Source organism: Salmonella sp. 32082101201600294FB01SM01 (assembly GCF_017572865.1).
GTDB classification, from domain to species: Bacteria; Pseudomonadota; Gammaproteobacteria; order Enterobacterales; family Enterobacteriaceae; genus Salmonella; species Salmonella enterica.
In genome coordinates, this window is record NZ_JAGESB010000002.1 from 305,602 (window position 1) to 326,728 (window position 21,127).

The following is a 21,127-nucleotide window of genomic DNA, read 5'->3' on the forward strand; positions in this document are numbered from 1 at the left end:
ATGCTAAAAACCATTTCACCGTTAATTTCCCCGACACTGCTCAAAGTGCTGGCCGAGATGGGCCACGGGGACGAAATCATTTTTTCCGACGCTCACTTTCCCGCGCATAGCCTGGGCCCGCAGGTGATTCGCGCCGATGGTCTTAGCGTCAGCGATCTACTGCGGGCAATCATTCCGCTCTTTGAGCTGGATAGCTACGCCCCGCCGCTGGTGATGATGGCCGCCGAGGAAGGCGACACGCTCGATCCCAGCGTTGAAGCGCGCTATCGCGATGCCTTGTCATTAGAAGCGCCGTGCCCGGATATCGTTCGTATCGACCGCTATGCGTTTTATGAGCGGGCGCAAAAAGCGTTTGCGATCGTTATCACAGGTGAGTGCGCGAAGTACGGAAATATTCTTTTAAAAAAAGGGGTAACGCCGTAATCTCTTGCCGGTGCGCCCGCATGACGCGGGCGTTCATCGAATGATGGGGTGAGAAAAATGAAAGCGGCACGCCAACAAGCGATAGTCGATCTGCTGATCAATCATAAAAGCCTGACCACCGAAGCGCTGGCCACCCGGCTTAACGTCAGTAAAGAGACCATCCGCCGCGATCTCAGTGAACTACAGACGCAGGGAAAAGTGCTGCGTAATCACGGACGAGCTAAATATATTCATCGTGAAAATCAGGACAGCGGCGATCCATTCCATATCCGCCTGAAAAGCCATTATGCGCATAAAGCCGATATTGCCCGTGAAGCGTTAGCGTGGATAGAAGAAGGAATGACGATTGCGCTGGATGCCAGTTCAACCTGCTGGTATCTGGCCCGCCAGTTGCCGGATATTCCCATTCAGGTTTTTACCAATAGCCATCCTATCTGTCAGGAGCTGGGAAAACGCGAACGCATTGCGCTGATAAGTTCCGGCGGCCAGCTTGAACGTAAATATGGCTGTTACGTTAACCCGTCGCTTATCTCACAGCTAAAATCGCTTGATATCGATCTGTTCATCTTTTCCTGCGAGGGGATCGACAGCGGCGGCGATCTGTGGGACTCCAATGCGATCAACGCCGATTTTAAATCTATCCTGCTCAGACGCGCCTCGCAGTCTTTGCTATTGATTGATAAAAGTAAATTTAATCGTTCAGGAGAGGCGCGCATCGGCCATCTGGATGACGTGACGCATATTGTTTCAGATGCGCCGCAGTCATAGGCCGGATAAGCGTGCGCCATCCGGCGCTGATGACGCGCCGGATGACGGCAGCGCGTTTTTATCGCTCGTCGCGACGTCCGCCAACAGCCGCCCACAACCGACGCACGTGCACCGTCACTTCTTCGCGATCGTGATAAAGCTGACGCGCCTGGATCTGCGCATTAACGCCATGCTCATCCAACTGCGCCTGAAGATACGCCAGATTATGCGATACCTCTTCATAGCGTTTTTTCATCGGCAGTTTAAGGTTAAAAATCGTCTCCCGACACCAGCCGTTCACCAGCCACTGCGCCATTAACGCGGTGACTTTGGCCGGCTTCTCCACCATATCGCAGACCATCCATGAAATATTATTCCGGTTCGGACGGTACCTGAAGCCATCCTCACGCAACCAGGTCACCTGTCCGGTGTCCATCAGGCTTTGCGCCATCGGGCCGTTATCTACGGAGTAGACCCACATATTGCGCTTCACTAACTGGTACGTCCATCCGCCGGGACAGGCGCCCAAATCCACCGCATACATGCCGTTCGCCAGACGTTCATCCCACTCATCTTCCGGGATGAAAACGTGGAGCGCCTCTTCCAGTTTCAGCGTTGAGCGGCTCGGCGCATCAGACGGAAACTTCAAACGCGGGATGCCCATATAAAACGGTGAATTGTTATGCGCGAACGAATAACCGGTATAGCAGCATCCTGGCGCGATAAAAAAGACATGAACGACCGGACGCTTCGGCGTTTCATAATTCGTCAATACGCCCGCATCACGCAAAGCCGCGCGCAGCGGCACCGTAAATTTGCGGCAGAACTTCATCAGTTCTTTACTTTCATTGGTGTCGGCGACTTCAACCCGCAGCTCGCCGCCCTTTTCCACTACGCCCTGCAACATGCCGACAATCGGCGTAATTCTGTCTTCCGGCGGTAAATGTTGCAGCAGTTCACCCACCACAAACCACTGGCGGGCGAAAATCAACGAACTGAACGGCAGTTCTGAAATCAGCTTTTCGCCATCTTCCGGCTGATAGCATTCATAAATGACATAGCCTGCGTTCTCTTTTACGCGTGCAAAACCAAATATTTCCCGTTTTCCCGCTTTATCGGTAATTTCTGCAGCGCACTCTTTTTCAAACCCCGGACGGCAGAGCAATACAACTTTATTCATGGCTCGCGCCCTTACGTTTCATACGAATGGCGCCAATCAGCAATAGCGCCCAGCCCACCAGGAAACTGACGCCGCCGACAGGCGTGATATACGCCCACAGGCGCAGATGCGAAAGCGCAAGGCAGTATAGGCTGCCGCTAAACAGCACCGTGCCCAGCGCCAGAAAAACGCTGCTCCAGTAAAACCAGATGCTGATACGGCGCTGCATCGCCACCGCCAGGCCAAAGATCGCCAGCGTATGGAACGCCTGATATTGCAGGCCGGTCTGAATCCAGCCCATTTCAACCACGCCCAGGGTTTTACTCAAAACATGCGCCCCGAACGCGCCCAGAGCAACGTAAATAAAACCGCTGATAGCGGCGACAATCAGCATAAAACGGCTGGTCATGGTCATACCCTAAGTTAATTATTGTTCGTAACGAAAACGGAATTTTTCTTGCTCCGTCGCCGCCTTCGCCAAAATCCACTGACGGAAGGCGGCTATTTTACCCAGTTCTGCCTGGCTGTCATGACAAACCAGATAAAAAGCATTCTTACTCACCAGAACATCGTTAAATGGACACACCAGTCGCCCGGCTTCAATTTCCGACTGCGCCATAACATTATTCGCCAGCGCGATCCCCTGTCCGTGAATAGCGGCCTGTAGCACCATCGCGCTGTGGCTAAATATCGGCCCTTGCTGAACGTTAATATGGTTGAGCCCTAACTGACGAGTATAGGCCTGCCAGTCACGCCGGGAGGCATCGTGCAATAGCGTGTGTTTCGCCAGATCTTCCGGCGTTTTTAACGGTTTTTCGCCTGTGAGCAATAAAGGAGAACAGACGGGCAGTAAATATTCTGCGTATAATTTTTCGACGCGCAAGCCCGGCCAGTTTCCCCGGCCATAAAAAATCGCGACATCGACATCGTCTGCCAGTTTATCTTCCTGACGGTCAACGGCTTGTATCCGAACGTCAATTCCCGGATAAGCTGAGTTAAAGCTGGAGAGTCTGGGCACCAGCCACTGGATGGCAAAACTGGGCGGTAAACTCACCGTCAGCGCCCCTTTGGCACTGCGCGCCTGGAGCTTACGCGTTGCTTCCGTGAGCTGGGAAAATATCTCTTTAATATCGAGAAAATAGCTTTGGCCTTCTTCCGTCAGCAGCAGCGAACGATTGCGGCGGCGGAACAGTTTTAGCCCCAAAAAATCCTCAAGTGACTTAATTTGGTGGCTTACTGCGGCCTGCGTCACAAAAAGTTCTTCCGCTGCTCGCGTAAAGCTCAAATGGCGCGCGGCAGCATCAAAAACGCGTAACGCATTTAAAGGAGGTAATCGTTTTGACATGGCCTCTGGACTTAATGTCGAATGAATTTAACAAATAGGTAACAATATGTAACCTATTAGTTTTTTTAATCTGAGACATTATAAATTGTCCGTTGAGGTTCTACCAGCAAATACCTATAGTGGCGGCACTTCCTGAGCCGGAACGAAAAGTTTTATCGGAATGCGTGTTCTGATGGGCTTTTGGCTTACGGTTGTGATGTTGTGTTGTTGTGTTTGCAATTGGTCTGCGATTCAGACCACGGTAGCGAGACTACCCTTTTTCACTTCCTGTACATTTACCCTGTCTGTCCATAGTGATTAATGTAGCACCGCCATATTGCGGTGCTTTTTTTTGTATAACAAACGGTTAGTTTTCCAGAGCCACCATCTCTTTCACGTCAGTACGATTGATCTGCTGTTTGTTGCCATTAGCGTCTTTATACGAAATCATACCGGTATCGTTATCGGTCTGGGGTTTACCGTCGGTCACAATGCTACGTCCATCATTGGTGTGCATAACGTAATTAGGACCGGAACAGGCGCTCAGGGCAAAAGTCAGCATACATGCAGAGATAATTGCGGCAGTCTTTTTCATCTTCTTCTCCTTAAAGCTGTTTGTGCTATTTAAAGCGGACTCCGTAACAGGCTTAAACATTCGCCTAACATTATTCAGCATAACCTCCTTTACATAATTCGCCAGGATATACAGACGATTCCGATGGTTAGGACAAACCTTGTATCAGCCGCGCTTTTACGCCACGATCGGTAAACTGAACCGAGGAATATCATGAACGCTTTTAATCCCACGCAGTTTCGCGCGCAGTTTCCCGCGCTAGCCGATGCGGGTGTTTATCTCGATAGCGCCGCCACGGCATTAAAGCCACAGGCAGTCATTGACGCCACGCACCAGTTTTATTGTTTGAGCGCCGGTAACGTTCATCGTAGCCAGTTTGCACAGGCGCAGCGCCTGACGGCGCAATATGAAGCGGCCAGAGCAAAAGCAGCGCGACTGTTAAACGCGCCCGATGAAAAAAGTATCGTCTGGACTCGCGGCACCACCGAAGCGATCAACATGGTGGCGCAGTGTTACGCCCGTCCTCGTCTGCGCCCCGGCGATGAAATTATCGTTAGCGTCGCCGAGCATCACGCCAACCTTGTGCCCTGGCTGATGGTGGCGCAACAAACCGGCGCGCAGGTCATAAAACTGCCGCTTAATGACCGACGTCTTCCTGATGTTGAGCGTCTGCCGGAACTGATCACGTCGCGCAGCCGGATTCTGGCGCTGGGGCAAATGTCGAACGTAACGGGCGGCTGCCCGGATCTCGCAAGCGCTATCAGCGCCGCTCACGCGGCGGGAATGGTAGTGATGGTAGATGGCGCGCAAGGCGCGGTACACTTCCCGGCGGATCTCCAGCAGCTTGATATCGATTTTTATGCTTTTTCCGCTCACAAACTGTATGGCCCGACCGGTATCGGCGTGCTGTACGGTAAGCCGGAGCTTCTTGAGGCGATGTCGCCCTGGCTCGGCGGCGGCAAGATGATCCGTGACGTTAGCTTTGAAGGCTTCACCACTCAAAGCGCTCCCTGGAAACTGGAAGCGGGGACGCCGAACGTCGCCGGGGTCATCGGCCTGAGCGCTGCGCTGGAATGGCTGTCCGATATCGATATTGAACAGGCCGAAAACTGGAGCCGCGGGCTGGCGACGCTGGCGGAAGACGCACTGGCGAAACGTCCGGGCTTTCGTTCGTTCCGCTGCCAGGACTCCAGCCTGCTGGCCTTTGATTTTGTCGGCGTGCACCACGGCGATATGGTGACGCTGCTGGCGGAATACGGTATTGCGCTCCGGGCCGGGCAACATTGCGCCCAGCCATTGCTGGCGGAACTTGGCGTCACAGGGACTCTGCGCGCCTCTTTTGCGCCGTATAATACCCAACATGATGTGGATGCGTTGGTTAACGCCGTTGACCGCGCGCTGGAACTGCTGGTGGATTAATGACAAACCCTCTTTATACCGGACACCCGTTCGGCACAACGGTAACGGAAGAGACGTTACGCGCTATCTTTCTCCCGCTGACCCAGTGGGAGGATAAATATCGTCAGTTGATTCTGTTAGGAAAACAGCTCCCCGCTCTGCCGGATGAATGCAAAGCGCAGGCGAAAGAGATAGCCGGCTGCGAGAACCGCGTCTGGCTGGGCTTTACCCGATCAGATAACGGAACGATGCACTTTTTCGGCGACAGTGAGGGGCGGATTGTCCGCGGCCTGCTGGCGGTATTGCTCACCGCGGTGGAAGGAAAAAACGCCGCCGAGCTGCAGGCTCGTTCACCGCTGGCGCTGTTTGATGAGCTGGGTTTACGCGCCCAGCTTAGCGCCTCACGCAGTCAGGGGCTGAACGCGCTGAGCGAAGCGATTGTTGCCGCAACGCATAAGGGTTGAAATAGCGTAAATATTCTGTCGCCTGACAGCGCCGTCCGCGGCGGTCAGGCGATGCAGATAAAATAATCCAGTCACTTTATTAGTTTCTGCATCAGATTTCCCTGATAAACATTCTTTTGATTTTTATCAGCTATCACAATGAAATTACAATGTTAGAATCCATGTTAAAACGGCGTGAAGATTTTAGAGTAAATAAAGCCACTTGATGTAGCGTAGCAGGAGAACTGGAAAATTCATACGCATCGGGTGAAGTTATAACAGGATATGGATAAGTGGAAAAATATCTGCGTAGCGGTACCATGTTTGTGGTACTGGCATTTATATTATGGGGGTTAACACCTTTATATTATCAATATTTATCAGGGGGAAATCTCGCACAAATATTGATATACCGGGTGTTCTGGTCAATTCCATTATTACTGGCAGTAAGATTGTTATTTCGGCAGCGAACGCGATTTCATGATGCCTGGAAAGATAAAAAATCTTTTTTCTTCTGCATGATCGCCGGACTTTTAATGATTGTCTCATGGTCATCTTTTATTTATGCGCTAACCCATCATCTGGTGCTTGATGCCAGCCTCGGCTATTTTATCAACCCGCTATTTGTTATTGCGCTGGGATGCATTTTTCTTAAAGAAAAACTGTCGTTGTTTCAGGCCATCGCCGTTTTTTCCGGTGTTTGTGGCCTGACTTTTCAAATTATCATGCTACGGCATTTCCCGGCGCTGGCGCTAACCATGGGATTATCATTTGCGCTATATGGCCTGGCACGAAAGTTTATACATTATGATGTGATGACATCGATAGCGATTGAAACATTATGGGCATTGCCTGTCTCACTATTAATTTTTATCTTTAGCGATAGCGGGCCAATTATATCCGCTAATACTCCTTTCTTTTTGTATGTTATGACGGCGCCAGTGACAATCATTCCACTGGTATTATTTGCCATCGCGTTAAATCATACCTCGTTGATTGTCACCGGACTGGCGCAATATATAGAGCCGTCTTTACAGTTCTTACTTGCCATTATGATATTTGGCGAGCACATTAATTACGCGGAACTGCTCTGCTTTTGTGCAGTATGGTTCGGGTTGTTTCTATGCATATCTGAAAATTTATATTCCCATTATCTCCGCGCCCGTCTGAAACCGGTGTTCGGCAGGGTACAGCGCTTCTTTCGCTAACAAAGGGCGCAGGGCCGGATACGCGTCTGCGTGACACTCCGCCCCGTCCTTTTATTCTTGTCGCGCCGCTTTAGCCATGATCTTCTTCAGCGCATGGGAAACGGCGACAAAACCGAACGTTGCCGTCACCATCGTCGCCGCGCCGAAGCCAGAGGCGCAATCCATCCGTTTTGGCCCTTCTGCGGTAGCTTTCATCGCGCATACGGAACCGTCCGCCTGTGGGTAAACCAGCGCTTCAGTGGAAAAAACGCAGTCCACGCCCAGTTTACCTTTACTGTTCTTCACTACGCCAAAATTATGTTTCAATCTCTCACGCAGTTTTGCCGCCAGCGGATCCTGGATGGTTTTCGCCAAATCAGCGACCTGGATTTGCGTCGGATCGATCTGCCCGCCTGCGCCGCCAGTGGTCACTAAAGGAACCTTATATCGGCGACAGTACGCAATCAGCGCGGCTTTTGGACGAACGCTGTCAATGGCGTCAATGACATAGGTAAAACCCGCGTCCATATAACCCGCCACATTATCCGGCGTGATGAAATCATCGATAACCGTTACCCGGCACTCCGGGTTAATTTGACGAATCCGTTCGGCCATCACTTCCGCTTTCGCCAACCCGACGTTATCACGCAACGCATGGATCTGACGGTTCGTATTGGTCACGCAGACATCGTCCATATCAATCAGCGTAATCGCGCCGATGCCCGTACGCGCCAGCGCCTCTGCCGCCCATGATCCCACCCCGCCGATTCCCACGACGCAGATATGCGCCTCAGCAAATCGCTGCAGCGCTTTTTCACCATACAGACGCGCGGTGCCGCCAAAGCGTTGGCGCCAGGCATCACTTATCACCACTGACATATGACCTCAGAATAAAAAAAGGTGAGGTTATTCCTCACCCCTGCTCACTATTTTCAGGCCCGATAGCGATCGCGTTATCGGGCAATCCGGTTGTCGCAGAATACCACAATCAGCCGCTAAACACGTTACCGGCGCCCGGCGCGCTTTTTAACACCCAGACGCGACCATAGTGATTATACCATCCGGCACGATGCCCGGCATCCGGGCCAATCCCCTGGTAAATATCAAAGTGCTGGCCTTTAATCGCTCCGCCGACATCCAGTGCGACCATCAAACGTAGCTCATACTGACCGCTAAATTTACCGTTGTTATCCAGCAACGGTACTTCCGCCAACAAGGTCGTGCCAGGCGGAATGATGCTGCGGTCGGAGGCGACGGATGCTCGCCCAATCAGCGGTACAGCGCTGGCGCCTTTGACCGGCGCAAAAGATTGCGGCTTAAAGAAGACGAACGACGGGTTCTGCTCCAGTAATTCACGCACTTCCGCTTCGCTGTGCTTCTCTCCCCATTCGCGTATAGCCTGCATCGACATATCTTCTTTTTTCACTTCACCGCGATCGATAAGTACTTTACCAATACTGCGATAAGGCCAGCCGTTTTTACCAGCATAACTAAAGAAGTTCAGCGGACTACCATCACCGAAATCAATATAACCGCTGCCCTGGACATCCATAATAAAGTTATCCATCAGCGAATTACTCCAGGCCAGGATGTACTTATCGCTCAGCGCGCCTGCGTAGATCTGAGCGCGGGACGGTAAGCGTCCGCGTTTTGGCGGCATACTATAGATAGGGTACTGGAACGCGCCCTGCCGCGTATGGCGAGCCTGAACGACGGGCGTATAGTAGCCCGTGAACTGGACGTTACCGTAGTTGTCGGTGCCTTCCATCTGCCAGGCATCGATACCAAACTGGCGCATAGTGCGCGTATCGCCTCCGGAACGTAACCAGTTCTGGACAGCGTTATAGACGTTGCTTTGATTGGTGTATAAACGTGGCGACGCGGAACGGATCTGGTCGACCTGCTCGGCAAAGTCACCAGCATTAATCGGCGCGCCCACCGCGTCCGGCTGGTTTACCAGGGAGAAGGGCTGGGTAAATTTCCCGTCCTTATATTGCTGACCGCGATCGGTCGGTTTTGATGAACAGGCAGCCAGCATTGCCAGCATTACGCCTGTCGCCACATATTTTGCCCAACGTCCTTTCATGGTGTCTCGTCTTCTGCGTAATCGAAAGTGCCCGGTGAAGATAACAAACCGTCCGAAGTAATGAAATGCGATCGCGATCTCATTATGTAAATTCGTTTAAAAATCGCGCTATCTGCGGTGTATTTGCGCAATTCATGAGAAATTAGCGATTTATATGAAAAAAGGGTTGCAACAAAAGCTCAGCGGAGTATAGTGCGCATCCACGGACGCGGGGTGGAGCAGCCTGGTAGCTCGTCGGGCTCATAACCCGAAGGTCGTCGGTTCAAATCCGGCCCCCGCAACCAATTACAATGAGAATGCAAGTTTAGACGGACGCGGGGTGGAGCAGCCTGGTAGCTCGTCGGGCTCATAACCCGAAGGTCGTCGGTTCAAATCCGGCCCCCGCAACCAACTTAATGAACACCCTTACGGGTGTTTTTTTGTATCTGTCGTCTGGTCCGCAACGACAGTGCGGGCAGCATCCTACTTACCCGCGCAATAAACTCGCCGTCATCTCAGGTTAACTTCTTCTCGCCAGCGTCGCCCCATCGGCAAAATACGCTTTAATGCCCGCCAGAATCGACTCTGCGACCTGTTGCTGGAACGTCGCGGTCTTGAGCTTGCGTTCTTCTTCAATGTTACTGATAAACGCCGTCTCGACCAGAATAGACGGAATATCGGGCGCCTTTAACACCGCAAACCCCGCCTGCTCGACCTTGTTTTTATGCAGGTCATTAATTTTACCAAGCTGCTTCAACACCGCTTTACCGAATTTCAAACTATCGGCAATGGTCAGCGATTGCACCATATCGAACATCGTATGGTCGACATAACGGTCACCGCTTTTGCTCACGCCGCCAATTAAGTCCGAGGCGTTCTGCGTTTGCGCCAGATATTTCGCCGCGGTACTGGTGGCGCCTTTGGTCGATAGCGCGAATACGGATGAACCGCTAGGCTGCCGGCTGGTGAAGGCATCCGCATGAATAGAGACAAACAGGTCGGCGCGCTGTTTCTGCGCTTTCGCCACCCGGACTTTTAACGGAATGAAGATGTCTTCATTGCGCGTCATATAGACCTTCATGTTGCCTTCTTTTTCGATTAACGCGCGCAGGCGGCGGGCTATCTGGAGCACCACGTCTTTTTCACGCGTTTTGTATTTGCCTATCGCGCCGGGGTCTTCGCCGCCGTGTCCCGGATCAAGCATAATAACAATGGGGCGGTCGCGCCCCGCTTTACCGGGCTGCGGCCCGCTTTGCGAAGGCGGCACCTGTTTATCCAGATCGCCTTTATTGTAGTCTTCCAGCAGCGCCAGCAGCGGATCCTGCATATCCTGCGCATTGGCAGGATAAAGATCCATCACCAGACGTTCTTTAAAGCCTGCCACAGGCGCCAGCGCAAATAGCTGCGGCTTCACGTTTTGTTTTAGCTCAAAGACCATACGCACAGTCTTAGGATCAAACTGCCCTACCCTTGCGGATTTGATATACGGATCGTCGCTGCGAATCTGCGCGCCAATGCCTTTAAGCACCGAGTTCAGATTCACATCCTCAATATCTACCACCACGCGGTTCGGGTTACTTAAGGCAAATTGTTTATATTTCAGCAGACGATTCGACTCTACCGTGACGCGGGTATAGCTGGACGCAGGCCAGATACGCACCGCAACGACCTGGCTTACGGCAGCCAGCCCGACCTGGCTCACGCTTAATAGCCACATGGCGCCCGCGCCTTGTAGTAAACGGCGACGGCTGATTGCTGAATTGGCTCCCGACATGCTTCTCCCGAGCAAAAACTAAATAGAGATCATACAAAGTTCATCCAAATTGACCGGAAACTTTAGCGAATGACGCATAATCTGTCATCTATAAAAGGGTAAACATTCTTTTTATATTCACGGCATTACTAAGAAAAGCGATCGAACCGCATAAAATTTACGCTTGCACAGAGGGCAAAAACAGAATAAAAATACACTAATTTCGAATAATAATTCACTAGTGGGGCGCGCAATGATAAAGGAACGTAAAACCGAACTGGTAGAAGGGTTTCGCCATTCAGTTCCCTATATCAACACCCATCGCGGAAAAACCTTTGTCATTATGCTCGGCGGCGAAGCCATTGAGCATGACAATTTTTCCAGCATCGTTAGCGATATCGGGCTACTGCATAGCCTCGGTATTCGCCTTGTCGTGGTGTATGGCGCGCGACCGCAAATCGACGCCAATCTGGCCGCGCATCATCATGAACCGATTTACCACAAAAACACGCGGGTGACGGACGCCAAAGCACTGGAGCTGGTGAAACAGGCCGCCGGTTTACTCCAGCTCGATATTACCGCCCGTCTGTCGATGAGTCTGAACAATACGCCGTTGCAGGGCGCGCACATTAATGTCGTCAGCGGCAATTTCACCATTGCGCAGCCGCTGGGCGTTGATGATGGCGTGGACTACTGTCATAGCGGCCGTATCCGGCGCATTGATGAAGATGCGATCAACCGCCAGTTGGATAACGGCGCGATCGTTCTGATGGGGCCGGTCGCCGTCTCAGTGACCGGCGAAAGTTTTAATCTGACCTCAGAAGAGATTGCCACTCAACTCGCCGTTAAACTGAAAGCGGAAAAAATGATCGGTTTCTGTTCTTCTCAGGGCGTTACCAATAGCGAGGGCGGCATCATTTCTGAACTCTTCCCGAATGAAGCGCAGGCGCGGGTGGAAGAGTTGGAAGCGCTGGGCGATTACAACTCCGGAACCGTACGTTTTTTGCGCGGCGCGGTAAAAGCCTGTCGTAGCGGCGTCCGTCGTTGCCATCTGATCAGCTATCAGGAAGATGGCTCGCTATTACAGGAATTGTTCTCGCGTGATGGTATCGGTACGCAGATCGTCATGGAGAGCGCCGAGCAGATCCGCCGCGCCACCATCAACGATATTGGCGGTATTCTGGAGCTTATCCGCCCACTGGAACAGCAGGGCATTCTGGTACGCCGTTCCCGTGAACAACTGGAGATGGAGATCGATAAATTTACCATTATTCAGCGCGATAATATGACTATCGCCTGCGCGGCGCTGTATCCTTTTGTGGAAGAGAAAATAGGCGAAATGGCCTGCGTTGCGGTGCATCCGGATTATCGCAGCTCATCGCGTGGAGAAGTGCTTCTGGAGCGGGTTGCCGCCCAGGCGCGGCAAATGGGGCTGAGTAAATTGTTTGTGCTGACGACGCGCAGTATTCACTGGTTCCAGGAACGCGGTTTCACGCCTGTCGATATTGAGTTACTGCCTGAGAGCAAGAAAAAAATGTATAACTATCAGCGACGTTCAAAGGTGCTGATGGCGGATTTAGGATAACAAGAGGGGACTGATGGCGCTGCGCTTATCAGGCCTACGCTCGAAAGCATCATTTGGAGGCCGGATAAGACGCTACGCGTCACCATCCGGCGAGAACTCGTCTTATCCGGTACGACTGACTTCATCAAATAAGGTGGCTAATCCGCTGCGCCGCTCCGTACGCGTCACAATCGCGCTTGCCAGGATCCGTTCATCGGCATACAGCGATAACCGCCGCCGCGCCCGCGTAACAGCGGTATACACCAGCTCCCGCGTCACGACCGGCGAACGCTGGCTGGGTAAAATCAGCGCGGCGTGATCAAATTCAGACCCCTGTGATTTATGTACCGTCATCGCCCAGGTTGTATCATGTTCCGGCAGACGGCTGGGCTGAACGGACTTGATCGTGCCGTCCGGCATCACAAACCAGACGCGTAACCCCTGCCCGCGATCGAGCGCAATACCAATATCGCCGTTAAATAGCCCCAACGCGCTATCGTTGCGCGCAATCATTACCGGACGCCCTTCATACCAGCGAGAGTGCGGATGCCGCTGAATTTTTCGTTGCTGCACCATCGCCTGCTCAATGCGGTCATTCAGTCCCCTCACGCCAAATGGGCCTTCGCGCAGCGCGCAAAGCAGTTGATACTCATTGAAAGCCTGAAGGATTGCCTCCGGCGTTGCTTTTTCATGCAGCAACCGCAGGTAGCGACCATAGCCCGCCAGCGCGTCATCCAGCATCCCGGCATAATCGTCGCTGCTTTGCAATGTACGCTTCTCTATATCGCTAAACCCCTGCTGAAAAACAGCCTGGATTGCCGACCTGTCGCCGCAGTTAATCGCCGCCGCCAGCTTGCCGATGCCAGAATCGCTGCCGAAACGATAGCTCTTTTGCAACAAACAGAGGCTATCGCGTAAAGACGCGGCTTGCGTTCCGGCCCCCGCCGGAATGGCGCTCCCTGTTAGTCGACTTAGCTGTCGGGCGCGTTCCGCCGTAAACCCTGCGTTGACATAGGCGCAAATATCGCCCAACACAGCACCCGCCTCAACGGATGCCAACTGATCGCGATCGCCAAGAAAAATGACCCGCCCGTGCGGCGGCAGAGCGTCAATCAAACGTGACATCATCGGCAAATCAATCATTGATGCTTCATCGACCACCAGCACGTCCAGATGCAGCGGGTTGCCCGCATGATGGCGTAATCGCTGGCTGCCGGGCTGTGCGCCCAGCAGTCGGTGCAGCGTACTGGCGTCCTCCGGTATACGCTTTTTCTGCGCATCGGTAAGAGGAAGCTGACGCAACGCCGCGCCGAGCGACTCCGTCAGGCGTGCGGCCGCTTTCCCGGTCGGTGCCGCCAGCCGGATACGGCAACGTTCGCCATCCGCCATTTGAATTAATGCCGCCAGCAGCTTCGCGACGGTGGTGGTTTTACCGGTGCCGGGACCGCCTGAAATCACGGAGATACGGCGAGTTAGCGCTACAGCGGCGGCCACCTTTTGCCAGTTCACCTCGTCTGTCGGAGGGAATAGCGCGTCCAGAATACGGGATAACTGATCTTCATCTACGGCGATGGCCTGGTTAACCTCGTTAAAAAAGCGCGCAACCGTACGCTCGTTGCACCACATGCGATTCAGGTAGAGGCGATCGCCGCACAGAATTAACGGCGCGGGGCTATCGCCGCAGCTAACCGCCGCAGACGCCAGTAACCGCTTTTTCCAGTCAATTGGCGTAGCCGTTTCGCTTATCCAGGCGACCAGTAAGGGATGCGCCTCCTCCGTTAACGTTAAACGCGACAACGGCAGACACACGTGACCTTCACCTGCGTCATGACTAAGCAGCGCTGCCGCCAGCGTCACGGCGGGATCGTCGTTACCGGCGACGGTTAAAGCAAACTGGGCATCAATGGGCCGTAAGAGTTTTTGTTCAACGGCCTCCAGCAACCGCTCCTGGATTGTCATTGCGCCTCCTCACTCATTTCACCTGCAAACATATCATCCAGTTGGTTAATTAACGCCGCCGCAGGACGAGTGGTAAAAATACCCTGCTGCGGACGTTCGCTATCCACCCCGCGTAAAAAGAGATAGATGACGCCGCCGAAATGGCGTTCATAGTCGTAATTCGCCATTCGATGACGAAGGTAACGGTGCAATGCCAGCGTATAAAGCTGGTACTGCAAATCATAGCGATGCGCCTGCATCGCCGCAGCCATCGCCGTCTGGGTATAAGCGGCGCTATCCTCGCCCAGCCAGTTAGATTTATAGTCGAGCAGGTAATAGCGCCCCTCATAACGAAAAACCAGGTCGATAAAGCCCTTTAACATGCCGCGAACCTGCATGAAATCCAGAGCAGGGCAACCTGCTGAAAGCGGGTCGTATCGACGAATCAACGCATCCAGCTCTCCGGCGGTAAGCGGCTGGGCAATCGGCAGATAAAACTCCATTTCGACCTGTTTTTCACGCCCGGTCAGCACGCTCAGACTAACGCCCGTCTCGTTAAGGGGAACGTGTAACACGGTGTCCAGCCAGCGGGTAAGTACGGGCTCCCATCGCGTTTCAAAACCACTCAGCTCCAGTTTTTCCTGTACCCATTGGGGGTCTATCGGTTGAGTAAAATCAAGCTCTTCAAACAGGCTGTGCAAAAATGTTCCCGGCGATGCCCCGCGAGGAAAGTGATGCGGCGTCATTGCCGGCGCTTCCGCCGCTTCGCCAACGCCTGCGGCGTCAATGTCGAGACGAGGAATAAGATCTTGCGCCACGCTATGTCCCCGCTGCTGCAAACCGGAATAACTGGTGACGCGCCAGCTATCATAAAGCAGACGTTGCAGCGTTCTGGCGCTGAGTTCCGCGTGCGATGCAGCGGCAATTTGCCAGCGGTCGTTATCCGTACTGCCTGGCGTTCGACACACGATATCCTCGTCGCATAGCGCCTCAATACAGGCGCGAAGGCCTGCGGCATCCATCGGTTCGCCTTTTTGCAGGAGTCGCCCAAGCGCGCTTTGGTGCACATCCGTCTCGCCTTTCTTATCGCTGCGACGCCGCACCAGCGGCGCGACGCCTAGGCTGCAATGCCACACTGCACGGGTCAGCGCGACATAAAGTAGGCGCAGGTCTTCCGCCAGGCGTTCGGCTTCCGCCAGTGCTATGCTCTCTTCGGCGTGACTAAGGTCCAGCACCGCCTCGTAGGAGTGCCTGTCGTGATAAAAAGCCTGGTCCTGCACGCGGAAATGGGTGATAAAAGGTAACCAGACCAGCGGGTATTCCAGACCTTTCGATTTATGAATGGTGACGATTTGCACCAGATGCTTATCGCTTTCCAGACGTAGTTGCTGGCTGGAAGCATTGCTATCGGGTTCAAGGATATGTTGCGCCAGCCAACGCACCAGCGCATGTTCGCTTTCCAGCTGCGAACCGGCTTCCTGTAACAGTTCGCTAATATGCAGAATATCCGTCAGCCGACGTTCGCCTCCCGCTGTCGCCAACAGGTTTTCAGCAATATTGCGCGCCGACATTAACGCGCGCAGCATAGGCATCACGCCGCGTTTATGCCAAATCTGCCGGTAGCCATCAAACTCTTCGACAACCGCATCCCACGCATTTTCATCATTGTTAAGCGTTTCGATATCCAGCGCGGTAAGGCCCATCATTGATGTCGCCAGAGCGCTACGTAGCGTATTCTCACGTTCGGGCGCCATCACCGCCTGCAACACCCACAGCATTTCCTGCGCTTCGAGCGTTTCGAATACGCTGTCGCGGTTAGAAAGATAGACGGAGGGGATCGCCAGTAAGGTCAGCGCATCCCGTATCAGCGCGGCCTCACGCCTGCTGCGCACCAGCACGCTGATATCCGAGGCGCGAACGGGCCGCGACGAATCGCCATTCGTCAGCAGCGCGTCGCCCGTTTGTCCGGCGCGCAGCCAGTCGCGAATTTGCGTGGCGCACACCTGCGCCATATAACTTTGATAATCGCCCGAACCGCAGCTTTCCCCCTCCATTAGCCACAGGGTCATCGCCGGTTGAGGCGCGTCATTCACTTTAAATTGCAGCGACTGGTTTCTGGGCGCAAACTTTACCGGACTGAAGGGAATATCGCGGAACATAAAGGCGTCGTTCATCTGACTGAACAGCTTGTTAACGCTATTCACCATCCCCGGCGCGGAGCGCCAGTTAGTGTCAAGCGTATAGTGCGCGCTCACTTCGCTGCGAGCCTTCATGTAGGTAAAGATATCCGCGCCACGAAACGCATAAATCGCCTGCTTAGGATCGCCAATCAGCAATAGCGCCGTATCGGGTTGATGTCGCCAGATACGGCGAAAAATACGGTACTGTTGTGGGTCGGTATCCTGAAATTCATCGATCATCGCCACCGGAAAACGGGTACGAATCGCCGTAGCCAGCGCCTCGCCGCTTTCACTACGCAGCGCGGTATCTAAACGGCTGAGCATATCGTCAAACCCCAGCTCGCCGCGCCGTCGTTTTTCCTGAGCCACCGTTTCACGGATCTCTGAGAGCGCTCGGGTAAGAACCAGATCTTTAATCGATAGCGGTTCGCCCAACAGGTTATCAATGGCGACAAACAATGGGTGCTGGGGCGTCACGCCGCCAGCTTTGGTGCGCTCAGCTAAAAAACGCTGTGAAAATTTTCCCAACGCCTCGGGTAATTGATAATTTTTGGTCTCTTCTTGCGCCCACGCGGTGATCTTTTCGATCCATTTCGCCTGATTGCCGCGGTTGAATTTTCTGCGATCGATGCCGGATGATTCGATTAGCGCGTCCAGCTCGCTAACCGCCTCACACCACTGCTGCTTCACCTGGTTGATGCGCGCCAGGATCTGTTCATGACGCGATGCCAGCGTCTCCTCCTGCGATGGCGGCGCTTTAATGACCGGCGCTTCGCCCTGCAGATAACGATCGATATCCTTTAAGAGCGCCTTCGGCCCCTTCCATACGTCAAACACCACCTGCGCGATGTCGCGCGGCAGCGGATAGCAATGACGCCGCCAGAAATCGGCGCAGGCCTGATAACGCAACAAAGATTCGTCTTCAATAAGCTGTTGCTCAAACAACATACCGGATTCGAAAGCGTTCAGGCTGAGCATACGCTGGCAAAAACCGTGGATGGTAAAAACCGCGGCCTCATCCATTTGTCGTTCCGCCAGTAATAACCACTGCGCGGCCTGCTTTTTGTCGCTAATTTCTTCCAGCAAGCGGGCATACAGCGGATTATCCGTGCTTTCTCGCAGACAGGCGATGCGCAACTCATGGATATTACTGCGAATTCGCCCACGCAGCTCTTCAGTGGCGGCCTCCGTAAAGGTTACCACCAGCAGTTCTTCAACGGTCAACGGACGGGGAAATGCGGCACTGCCGCCCAGACCGAGCAATAACCGCAGATACAGCGCCGCGATAGTAAACGTTTTGCCTGTGCCCGCTGATGCTTCAATCAGACGCTCGCCTGTCAGGGGCAAGCGCAGAGGATCAAGAGTCTCGGCGACATCATTCATTCTTTTCGCTCATTAGAGGTAACGTTTGCTGCAATGCGCTGACGTTATCCCACACTTTCCAGCCTGTCGGATGCACGTATTCTGCTTTTCCATTCTGGCTACCGGCAATCTGTGACAATATTGCCATACCTTGTGGTTCCACCACCGCCTGGTGGAAGAAGTCGGCAAGCTTTTGTGGCGTCAGCAATTTTATCTGAGCGATGATTTTATCACGCGAGTCAAAGCGCATATTACCCCGATCGAAATCCTTGCTTAAACGGGATGCTTCTTCGCCCAACGTTTGCGGCGCCTGGCGCATTTGCGTAATGATCGCCTGCTGAATTTGGGCGAACTCTTCCGGCTTCATCGCCCTCAGCTTCGCCTCGGCGTCAGGAAAAAATGCCTGATAGCGTTGCCACAGGTAAGAGGGCTGTTTATCGTTGCTCTGTAGCAGGAATCCCATTCCCCACTGACGGCCAACGCTCATCGGAAAGGCGAAAACGGCGTATCCCAGTTGCTCTTCGGTTCGTAGCTGATTGTAAAACCACGGTTGAACAATCTGACCTAACATCGCGCTGTAGGCGGCGCTGACGTACTCGTCGTAGCCGACCGGGACAAAGACCGCTGCTAACGCGGAGTCAGTGCTACTGCCCGCTTTTTCAAATATTACGGACTGCTTTTTCTCAACCACCACGTCTTTGTTGCGACACCACGCCGATCCGTTCGCCGCGAGCTGTTTTTGAACATCTTGCGCCAGAGAGGTCGCCTGGGCTTCGCTCATATTCCCTATAACCAGAAATTCCGGACGAGCGCCCGTTTTTAACGCATTACGATAGGCCATTACCTCTTTCAACGTAATGGACGGCAGCAAAGCGCGACGTTCATCACGGGAAAAATAAGGCACCTGCGAAATCATCTGCACCGGCATAATCGCCTGCTCGTAGGCTTTTCCCTTCTCCGCAGAATCCATCATCTGCGTATACCAGGATTTCGCCTGCGCCAGCTGTTCTTCCGTGGCGTCGTAGCTAAAATATCCTTCCAGCAACGCCAGGAAAAGCTGCGGCAAACGCTGGGTATAACCGTTCGCAGTGACCATCAGACCATTGTTGGCGTTAGTAGAAAAGCTAATGCCGCCCACTGCCGCCTGGTTGCTGAGCTGATCGAGCGCCATTCCCGCCAGATAATCATTAAGGGCGAACAGTACCTGATTGCGGGCGCTGTCCATCGCCTGCGGATTACGCAATACCACGCTCACGTCAGCTTTTGGCTCGCTGGCGAAATAACGACTCGGCGCATAAACCACGCGCAAATCCGCTTTATCGACAATCAGTTCTGGCCGCACGTAGTTTTTGTCATTCTTAACAAGCGTAAAATCATCAGGAATATAGGGGTTTAACTCCGGCAGCGACAACGCAATGCCCTGTGCTTTTTGCTGCCAGTTTTTAAACGTCTGTTCGCTAATCTTATCGACCTGATAAGGCGCATCCACAAAATACGCAATCTTATTATGGGGTTCCTGGGGACTGATGTACCAGATGCGCGCATTCTGCGGCGTCATCATCGCCAGGCGATTTTTGATAGCGGCAGGATCGTAACGATCGGCGATATTCGCCGCATCCAGCGTATGCGCTACCGGGACGCGGATCATAGTGTCCGCCAGCCATTCGACATAGTCCATATCGCGGGTAATCGACGGATAGCGGAAGTCGAGATCCAGCACATGCGCCAGCTCGTCAAAGTAACGTTTATCTATCCCTTTTTCACGTAACGTATTGATATAGCTAAAAATAGCCGCGACAACTTCATCACGATTGGCCAAACCTTTATCAGTCAGCGTTGCCGAAATGGCAAATACGCCGCTGTTACCATTAACAATCGGATCGGAATCCGCGCTAATACCTTCGACCAGTCCTTGTTTTTGCAGCCAGTCAGAGAGCGTCCCCGGGCTACGATTGCCAATCAGATAAGAGACCAGTTCATCGGTCTTGCTGCGGAACTGCGCGCTATTGTTATCAATACGAAACTCCACGCGCAGCACTTTACGCGGTAGCGCCGGCACGTAATGAATAATGATGCCCTTCTGCGCCTCGGTGATGACAGGTACGTTAATTTCCGGTTTTTTAATCTGTTTATTCGGCACGCGACCATAGGTTGCGGCGGCAATACGCGCCAGTTCCGGCAAGGGTTTATTACTGTAAATCACCGCCTTCATCAGATTAGATGAATAGTATTTTTCATGAAAAGCGATCAACGCCTGTTGCACCGGATTGCCCGGCTTATCGCTTAACGTTTCCAGATTGCCGCCAGAAAAGTGCGAGCCTGGATGCGCCGGGTTAATGGTTTCGGCGCTTACCTGCGCCATACGCATACCGTCGCGGGTGCGCGCCATCGTCAGCTCGGCATTCACCGCGTTTCGTTCGCGTTCGGCGTATTTTTTATCGAGCAATGGCGCAGCAATGGCGTCGGCCAGGCGATCTACGGCGCCTGGAAGCGCATCGTTTTCAACCTCCAGGTAGAAGGCTGTTCGATAAGGCGCAGTGCTGGCGTTATGGCTACCGCCATGTCTTTTAAGGTATTCGGCAAGGCTATCCGCCTGCGGATATTTTTTTGACCCCATCAGGCACATATGCTCAAGATAATGAGCAAGCCCCTGATGAGCCTCAGGATCTTCAAGCGATCCAACGGGCACCACTAACGCTGAAAGAGACTTTACAGCCTGCGGATCGGATACCAGCAACACCACCATGTCATTATCAAGACGTATCGCCTGATACTGCCGGGTATCTTTATCGCTTTTACGGATAGTTTCTTGCAGCGGTTGCCAACCGATATCCGCCTGAACTGCAGGCCCCCAGAGGGCGACCAATAACAATAACGCTTTGAACCAGGTGCTGCGGGGCATTCACGGACCTCATCATTAACTTTCATTCCCACTCATCTGTATGGTCACGTAAACCATCGACCTGAGCAGAACGGGATATTATTGTGCTGAACCAGGCAGCATCTTTTT

At 53.2% G+C, this 21,127-nt stretch carries 16 protein-coding genes and 2 tRNA genes; 8 read left to right on the forward strand and 10 right to left on the reverse strand.

The features are described 5' to 3' along the window. Together fucU and fucR are read left to right on the forward strand one after the other, a co-directional pair. Positions 1 to 423, forward strand: a complete 423-nt coding sequence (fucU, locus tag J4645_RS11240) for an L-fucose mutarotase (RefSeq protein ID WP_023214393.1) — start codon at positions 1 to 3, stop codon at positions 421 to 423. A gap of 57 nt (positions 424 to 480) precedes the next feature. After that, positions 481 to 1,191 carry an L-fucose operon activator gene (gene fucR, locus J4645_RS11245; RefSeq protein WP_000642331.1) on the forward strand — a complete coding sequence of 237 codons (711 nt, stop codon included), beginning with the start codon at positions 481 to 483 and terminating at the stop codon, positions 1,189 to 1,191. Positions 1,192 to 1,249: 58 nt separating this feature from the next. Here fucR and rlmM read toward each other — a convergent pair whose 3' ends face one another. From rlmM to J4645_RS11265, 4 genes are all read right to left on the reverse strand, one after another. Beyond that, complete coding sequence (gene rlmM / locus J4645_RS11250; protein WP_001045494.1) at positions 1,250 to 2,350, reverse strand: 23S rRNA (cytidine(2498)-2'-O)-methyltransferase RlmM; 1,101 nt, start codon at positions 2,348 to 2,350, stop codon at positions 1,250 to 1,252. Beyond that, entirely contained in the window at positions 2,343 to 2,738 is a 396-nt protein-coding gene (locus tag J4645_RS11255; protein WP_000203913.1) for a DUF423 domain-containing protein, read from the reverse strand. Before J4645_RS11255 ends, rlmM begins: the two co-directional genes overlap by 8 nt. Before the next feature lie 18 nt (positions 2,739 to 2,756). After that, complete coding sequence (gcvA, locus tag J4645_RS11260; protein WP_000044409.1) at positions 2,757 to 3,674, reverse strand: glycine cleavage system transcriptional regulator GcvA; 918 nt, start codon at positions 3,672 to 3,674, stop codon at positions 2,757 to 2,759. Between the two features lie 346 nt (positions 3,675 to 4,020). Next, on the reverse strand, positions 4,021 to 4,248 hold the full coding sequence (locus J4645_RS11265) for a YgdI/YgdR family lipoprotein (RefSeq protein WP_000750393.1): 228 nt from the start codon (positions 4,246 to 4,248) through the stop codon (positions 4,021 to 4,023). Positions 4,249 to 4,440: 192 nt separating this feature from the next. Between J4645_RS11265 and csdA the strand changes: the two genes are divergently transcribed. The 3 genes from csdA to rarD all read left to right on the forward strand — a co-directional run bounded on the left by csdA (position 4,441) and on the right by rarD (position 7,276). Continuing rightward, entirely contained in the window at positions 4,441 to 5,646 is a 1,206-nt protein-coding gene (csdA, locus tag J4645_RS11270) for a cysteine desulfurase CsdA (protein ID WP_000991052.1), read from the forward strand. Continuing rightward, on the forward strand, positions 5,646 to 6,089 hold the full coding sequence (gene csdE / locus J4645_RS11275; protein WP_000184198.1) for a cysteine desulfurase sulfur acceptor subunit CsdE: 444 nt from the start codon (positions 5,646 to 5,648) through the stop codon (positions 6,087 to 6,089). Before csdA ends, csdE begins: the two co-directional genes overlap by 1 nt. Positions 6,090 to 6,388: 299 nt before the next feature. After that, on the forward strand, positions 6,389 to 7,276 hold the full coding sequence (rarD, locus tag J4645_RS11280) for an EamA family transporter RarD (RefSeq protein ID WP_077911075.1): 888 nt from the start codon (positions 6,389 to 6,391) through the stop codon (positions 7,274 to 7,276). A 51-nt stretch (positions 7,277 to 7,327) separates the two neighbouring features. Here the strand turns inward: rarD and tcdA are convergent, their stop codons facing one another. Continuing rightward, a complete protein-coding gene (gene tcdA / locus J4645_RS11285) occupies positions 7,328 to 8,134 on the reverse strand; it encodes a tRNA cyclic N6-threonylcarbamoyladenosine(37) synthase TcdA (RefSeq protein WP_000117742.1) in 807 nt (268 codons plus the stop codon). 109 nt (positions 8,135 to 8,243) lie between these two features. Next, positions 8,244 to 9,341, reverse strand: coding sequence for a murein transglycosylase A (gene mltA, locus J4645_RS11290; RefSeq protein WP_000678621.1), 1,098 nt, complete (start codon positions 9,339 to 9,341; stop codon positions 8,244 to 8,246). 207 nt (positions 9,342 to 9,548) lie between these two features. On the opposite strand from mltA, the gene J4645_RS11295 reads away from it, so the two are divergent. Both J4645_RS11295 and J4645_RS11300 read left to right on the forward strand, forming a co-directional pair. Next, positions 9,549 to 9,625, forward strand: a tRNA-Met gene (locus tag J4645_RS11295). A 29-nt stretch (positions 9,626 to 9,654) separates the two neighbouring features. Further along, positions 9,655 to 9,731: transfer RNA gene (locus J4645_RS11300), tRNA-Met, on the forward strand. 109 nt (positions 9,732 to 9,840) lie between these two features. Here J4645_RS11300 and amiC read toward each other — a convergent pair. Continuing rightward, entirely contained in the window at positions 9,841 to 11,094 is a 1,254-nt protein-coding gene (gene amiC / locus J4645_RS11305) for an N-acetylmuramoyl-L-alanine amidase AmiC (RefSeq protein ID WP_023214395.1), read from the reverse strand. A gap of 232 nt (positions 11,095 to 11,326) precedes the next feature. Here amiC and argA point away from each other — a divergent pair, with 232 nt between their 5' ends. Then, the gene (gene argA, locus J4645_RS11310) at positions 11,327 to 12,658 is read left to right on the forward strand and encodes an amino-acid N-acetyltransferase (RefSeq protein ID WP_000588963.1); all 1,332 of its coding nucleotides are present in this window, start codon (positions 11,327 to 11,329) and stop codon (positions 12,656 to 12,658) included. 102 nt (positions 12,659 to 12,760) lie between these two features. Here argA and recD read toward each other — a convergent pair whose 3' ends face one another. Genes recD through ptrA form a run of 3 tightly spaced genes read right to left on the reverse strand, consistent with a single transcriptional unit; the run spans position 12,761 to position 21,019 of the window. Next, the gene (recD, locus tag J4645_RS11315; RefSeq protein ID WP_023214396.1) at positions 12,761 to 14,596 is read right to left on the reverse strand and encodes an exodeoxyribonuclease V subunit alpha; all 1,836 of its coding nucleotides are present in this window, start codon (positions 14,594 to 14,596) and stop codon (positions 12,761 to 12,763) included. Next, positions 14,593 to 18,138 (reverse strand): exodeoxyribonuclease V subunit beta, encoded by a 3,546-nt coding sequence (gene recB / locus J4645_RS11320; RefSeq protein ID WP_001000549.1) that lies wholly within the window; start codon positions 18,136 to 18,138, stop codon positions 14,593 to 14,595. The genes recD and recB overlap by 4 nt, the downstream gene beginning before the upstream one ends. Continuing rightward, positions 18,131 to 21,019: a pitrilysin gene (gene ptrA / locus J4645_RS11325; protein ID WP_023207780.1), complete on the reverse strand. Its 2,889-nt coding sequence runs from the start codon at positions 21,017 to 21,019 to the stop codon at positions 18,131 to 18,133. Before ptrA ends, recB begins: the two co-directional genes overlap by 8 nt. Positions 21,020 to 21,127: the final 108 nt, after the last annotated feature.

Excerpts from the sequence above, each read along its gene's own strand:
- fucU (WP_023214393.1), top strand. The coding sequence starts at position 1 with ATGCTAAAAACCATTTCACCGTTAATTTCCCCGACACTGCTCAAAGTG.
- fucR (WP_000642331.1), top strand. The coding sequence starts at position 481 with ATGAAAGCGGCACGCCAACAAGCGATAGTCGATCTGCTGATCAATCAT.
- rlmM (WP_001045494.1), bottom strand. The coding sequence starts at position 2,350 with ATGAATAAAGTTGTATTGCTCTGCCGTCCGGGGTTTGAAAAAGAGTGC.
- J4645_RS11255 (WP_000203913.1), bottom strand. The coding sequence starts at position 2,738 with ATGACCAGCCGTTTTATGCTGATTGTCGCCGCTATCAGCGGTTTTATT.
- gcvA (WP_000044409.1), bottom strand. The coding sequence starts at position 3,674 with ATGTCAAAACGATTACCTCCTTTAAATGCGTTACGCGTTTTTGATGCT.
- J4645_RS11265 (WP_000750393.1), bottom strand. The coding sequence starts at position 4,248 with ATGAAAAAGACTGCCGCAATTATCTCTGCATGTATGCTGACTTTTGCC.
- csdA (WP_000991052.1), top strand. The coding sequence starts at position 4,441 with ATGAACGCTTTTAATCCCACGCAGTTTCGCGCGCAGTTTCCCGCGCTA.
- csdE (WP_000184198.1), top strand. The coding sequence starts at position 5,646 with ATGACAAACCCTCTTTATACCGGACACCCGTTCGGCACAACGGTAACG.
- rarD (WP_077911075.1), top strand. The coding sequence starts at position 6,389 with ATGTTTGTGGTACTGGCATTTATATTATGGGGGTTAACACCTTTATAT.
- tcdA (WP_000117742.1), bottom strand. The coding sequence starts at position 8,134 with ATGTCAGTGGTGATAAGTGATGCCTGGCGCCAACGCTTTGGCGGCACC.
- mltA (WP_000678621.1), bottom strand. The coding sequence starts at position 9,341 with ATGAAAGGACGTTGGGCAAAATATGTGGCGACAGGCGTAATGCTGGCA.
- amiC (WP_023214395.1), bottom strand. The coding sequence starts at position 11,094 with ATGTCGGGAGCCAATTCAGCAATCAGCCGTCGCCGTTTACTACAAGGC.
- argA (WP_000588963.1), top strand. The coding sequence starts at position 11,327 with ATGATAAAGGAACGTAAAACCGAACTGGTAGAAGGGTTTCGCCATTCA.
- recD (WP_023214396.1), bottom strand. The coding sequence starts at position 14,596 with ATGACAATCCAGGAGCGGTTGCTGGAGGCCGTTGAACAAAAACTCTTA.
- recB (WP_001000549.1), bottom strand. The coding sequence starts at position 18,138 with ATGAATGATGTCGCCGAGACTCTTGATCCTCTGCGCTTGCCCCTGACA.
- ptrA (WP_023207780.1), bottom strand. The coding sequence starts at position 21,019 with ATGCCCCGCAGCACCTGGTTCAAAGCGTTATTGTTATTGGTCGCCCTC.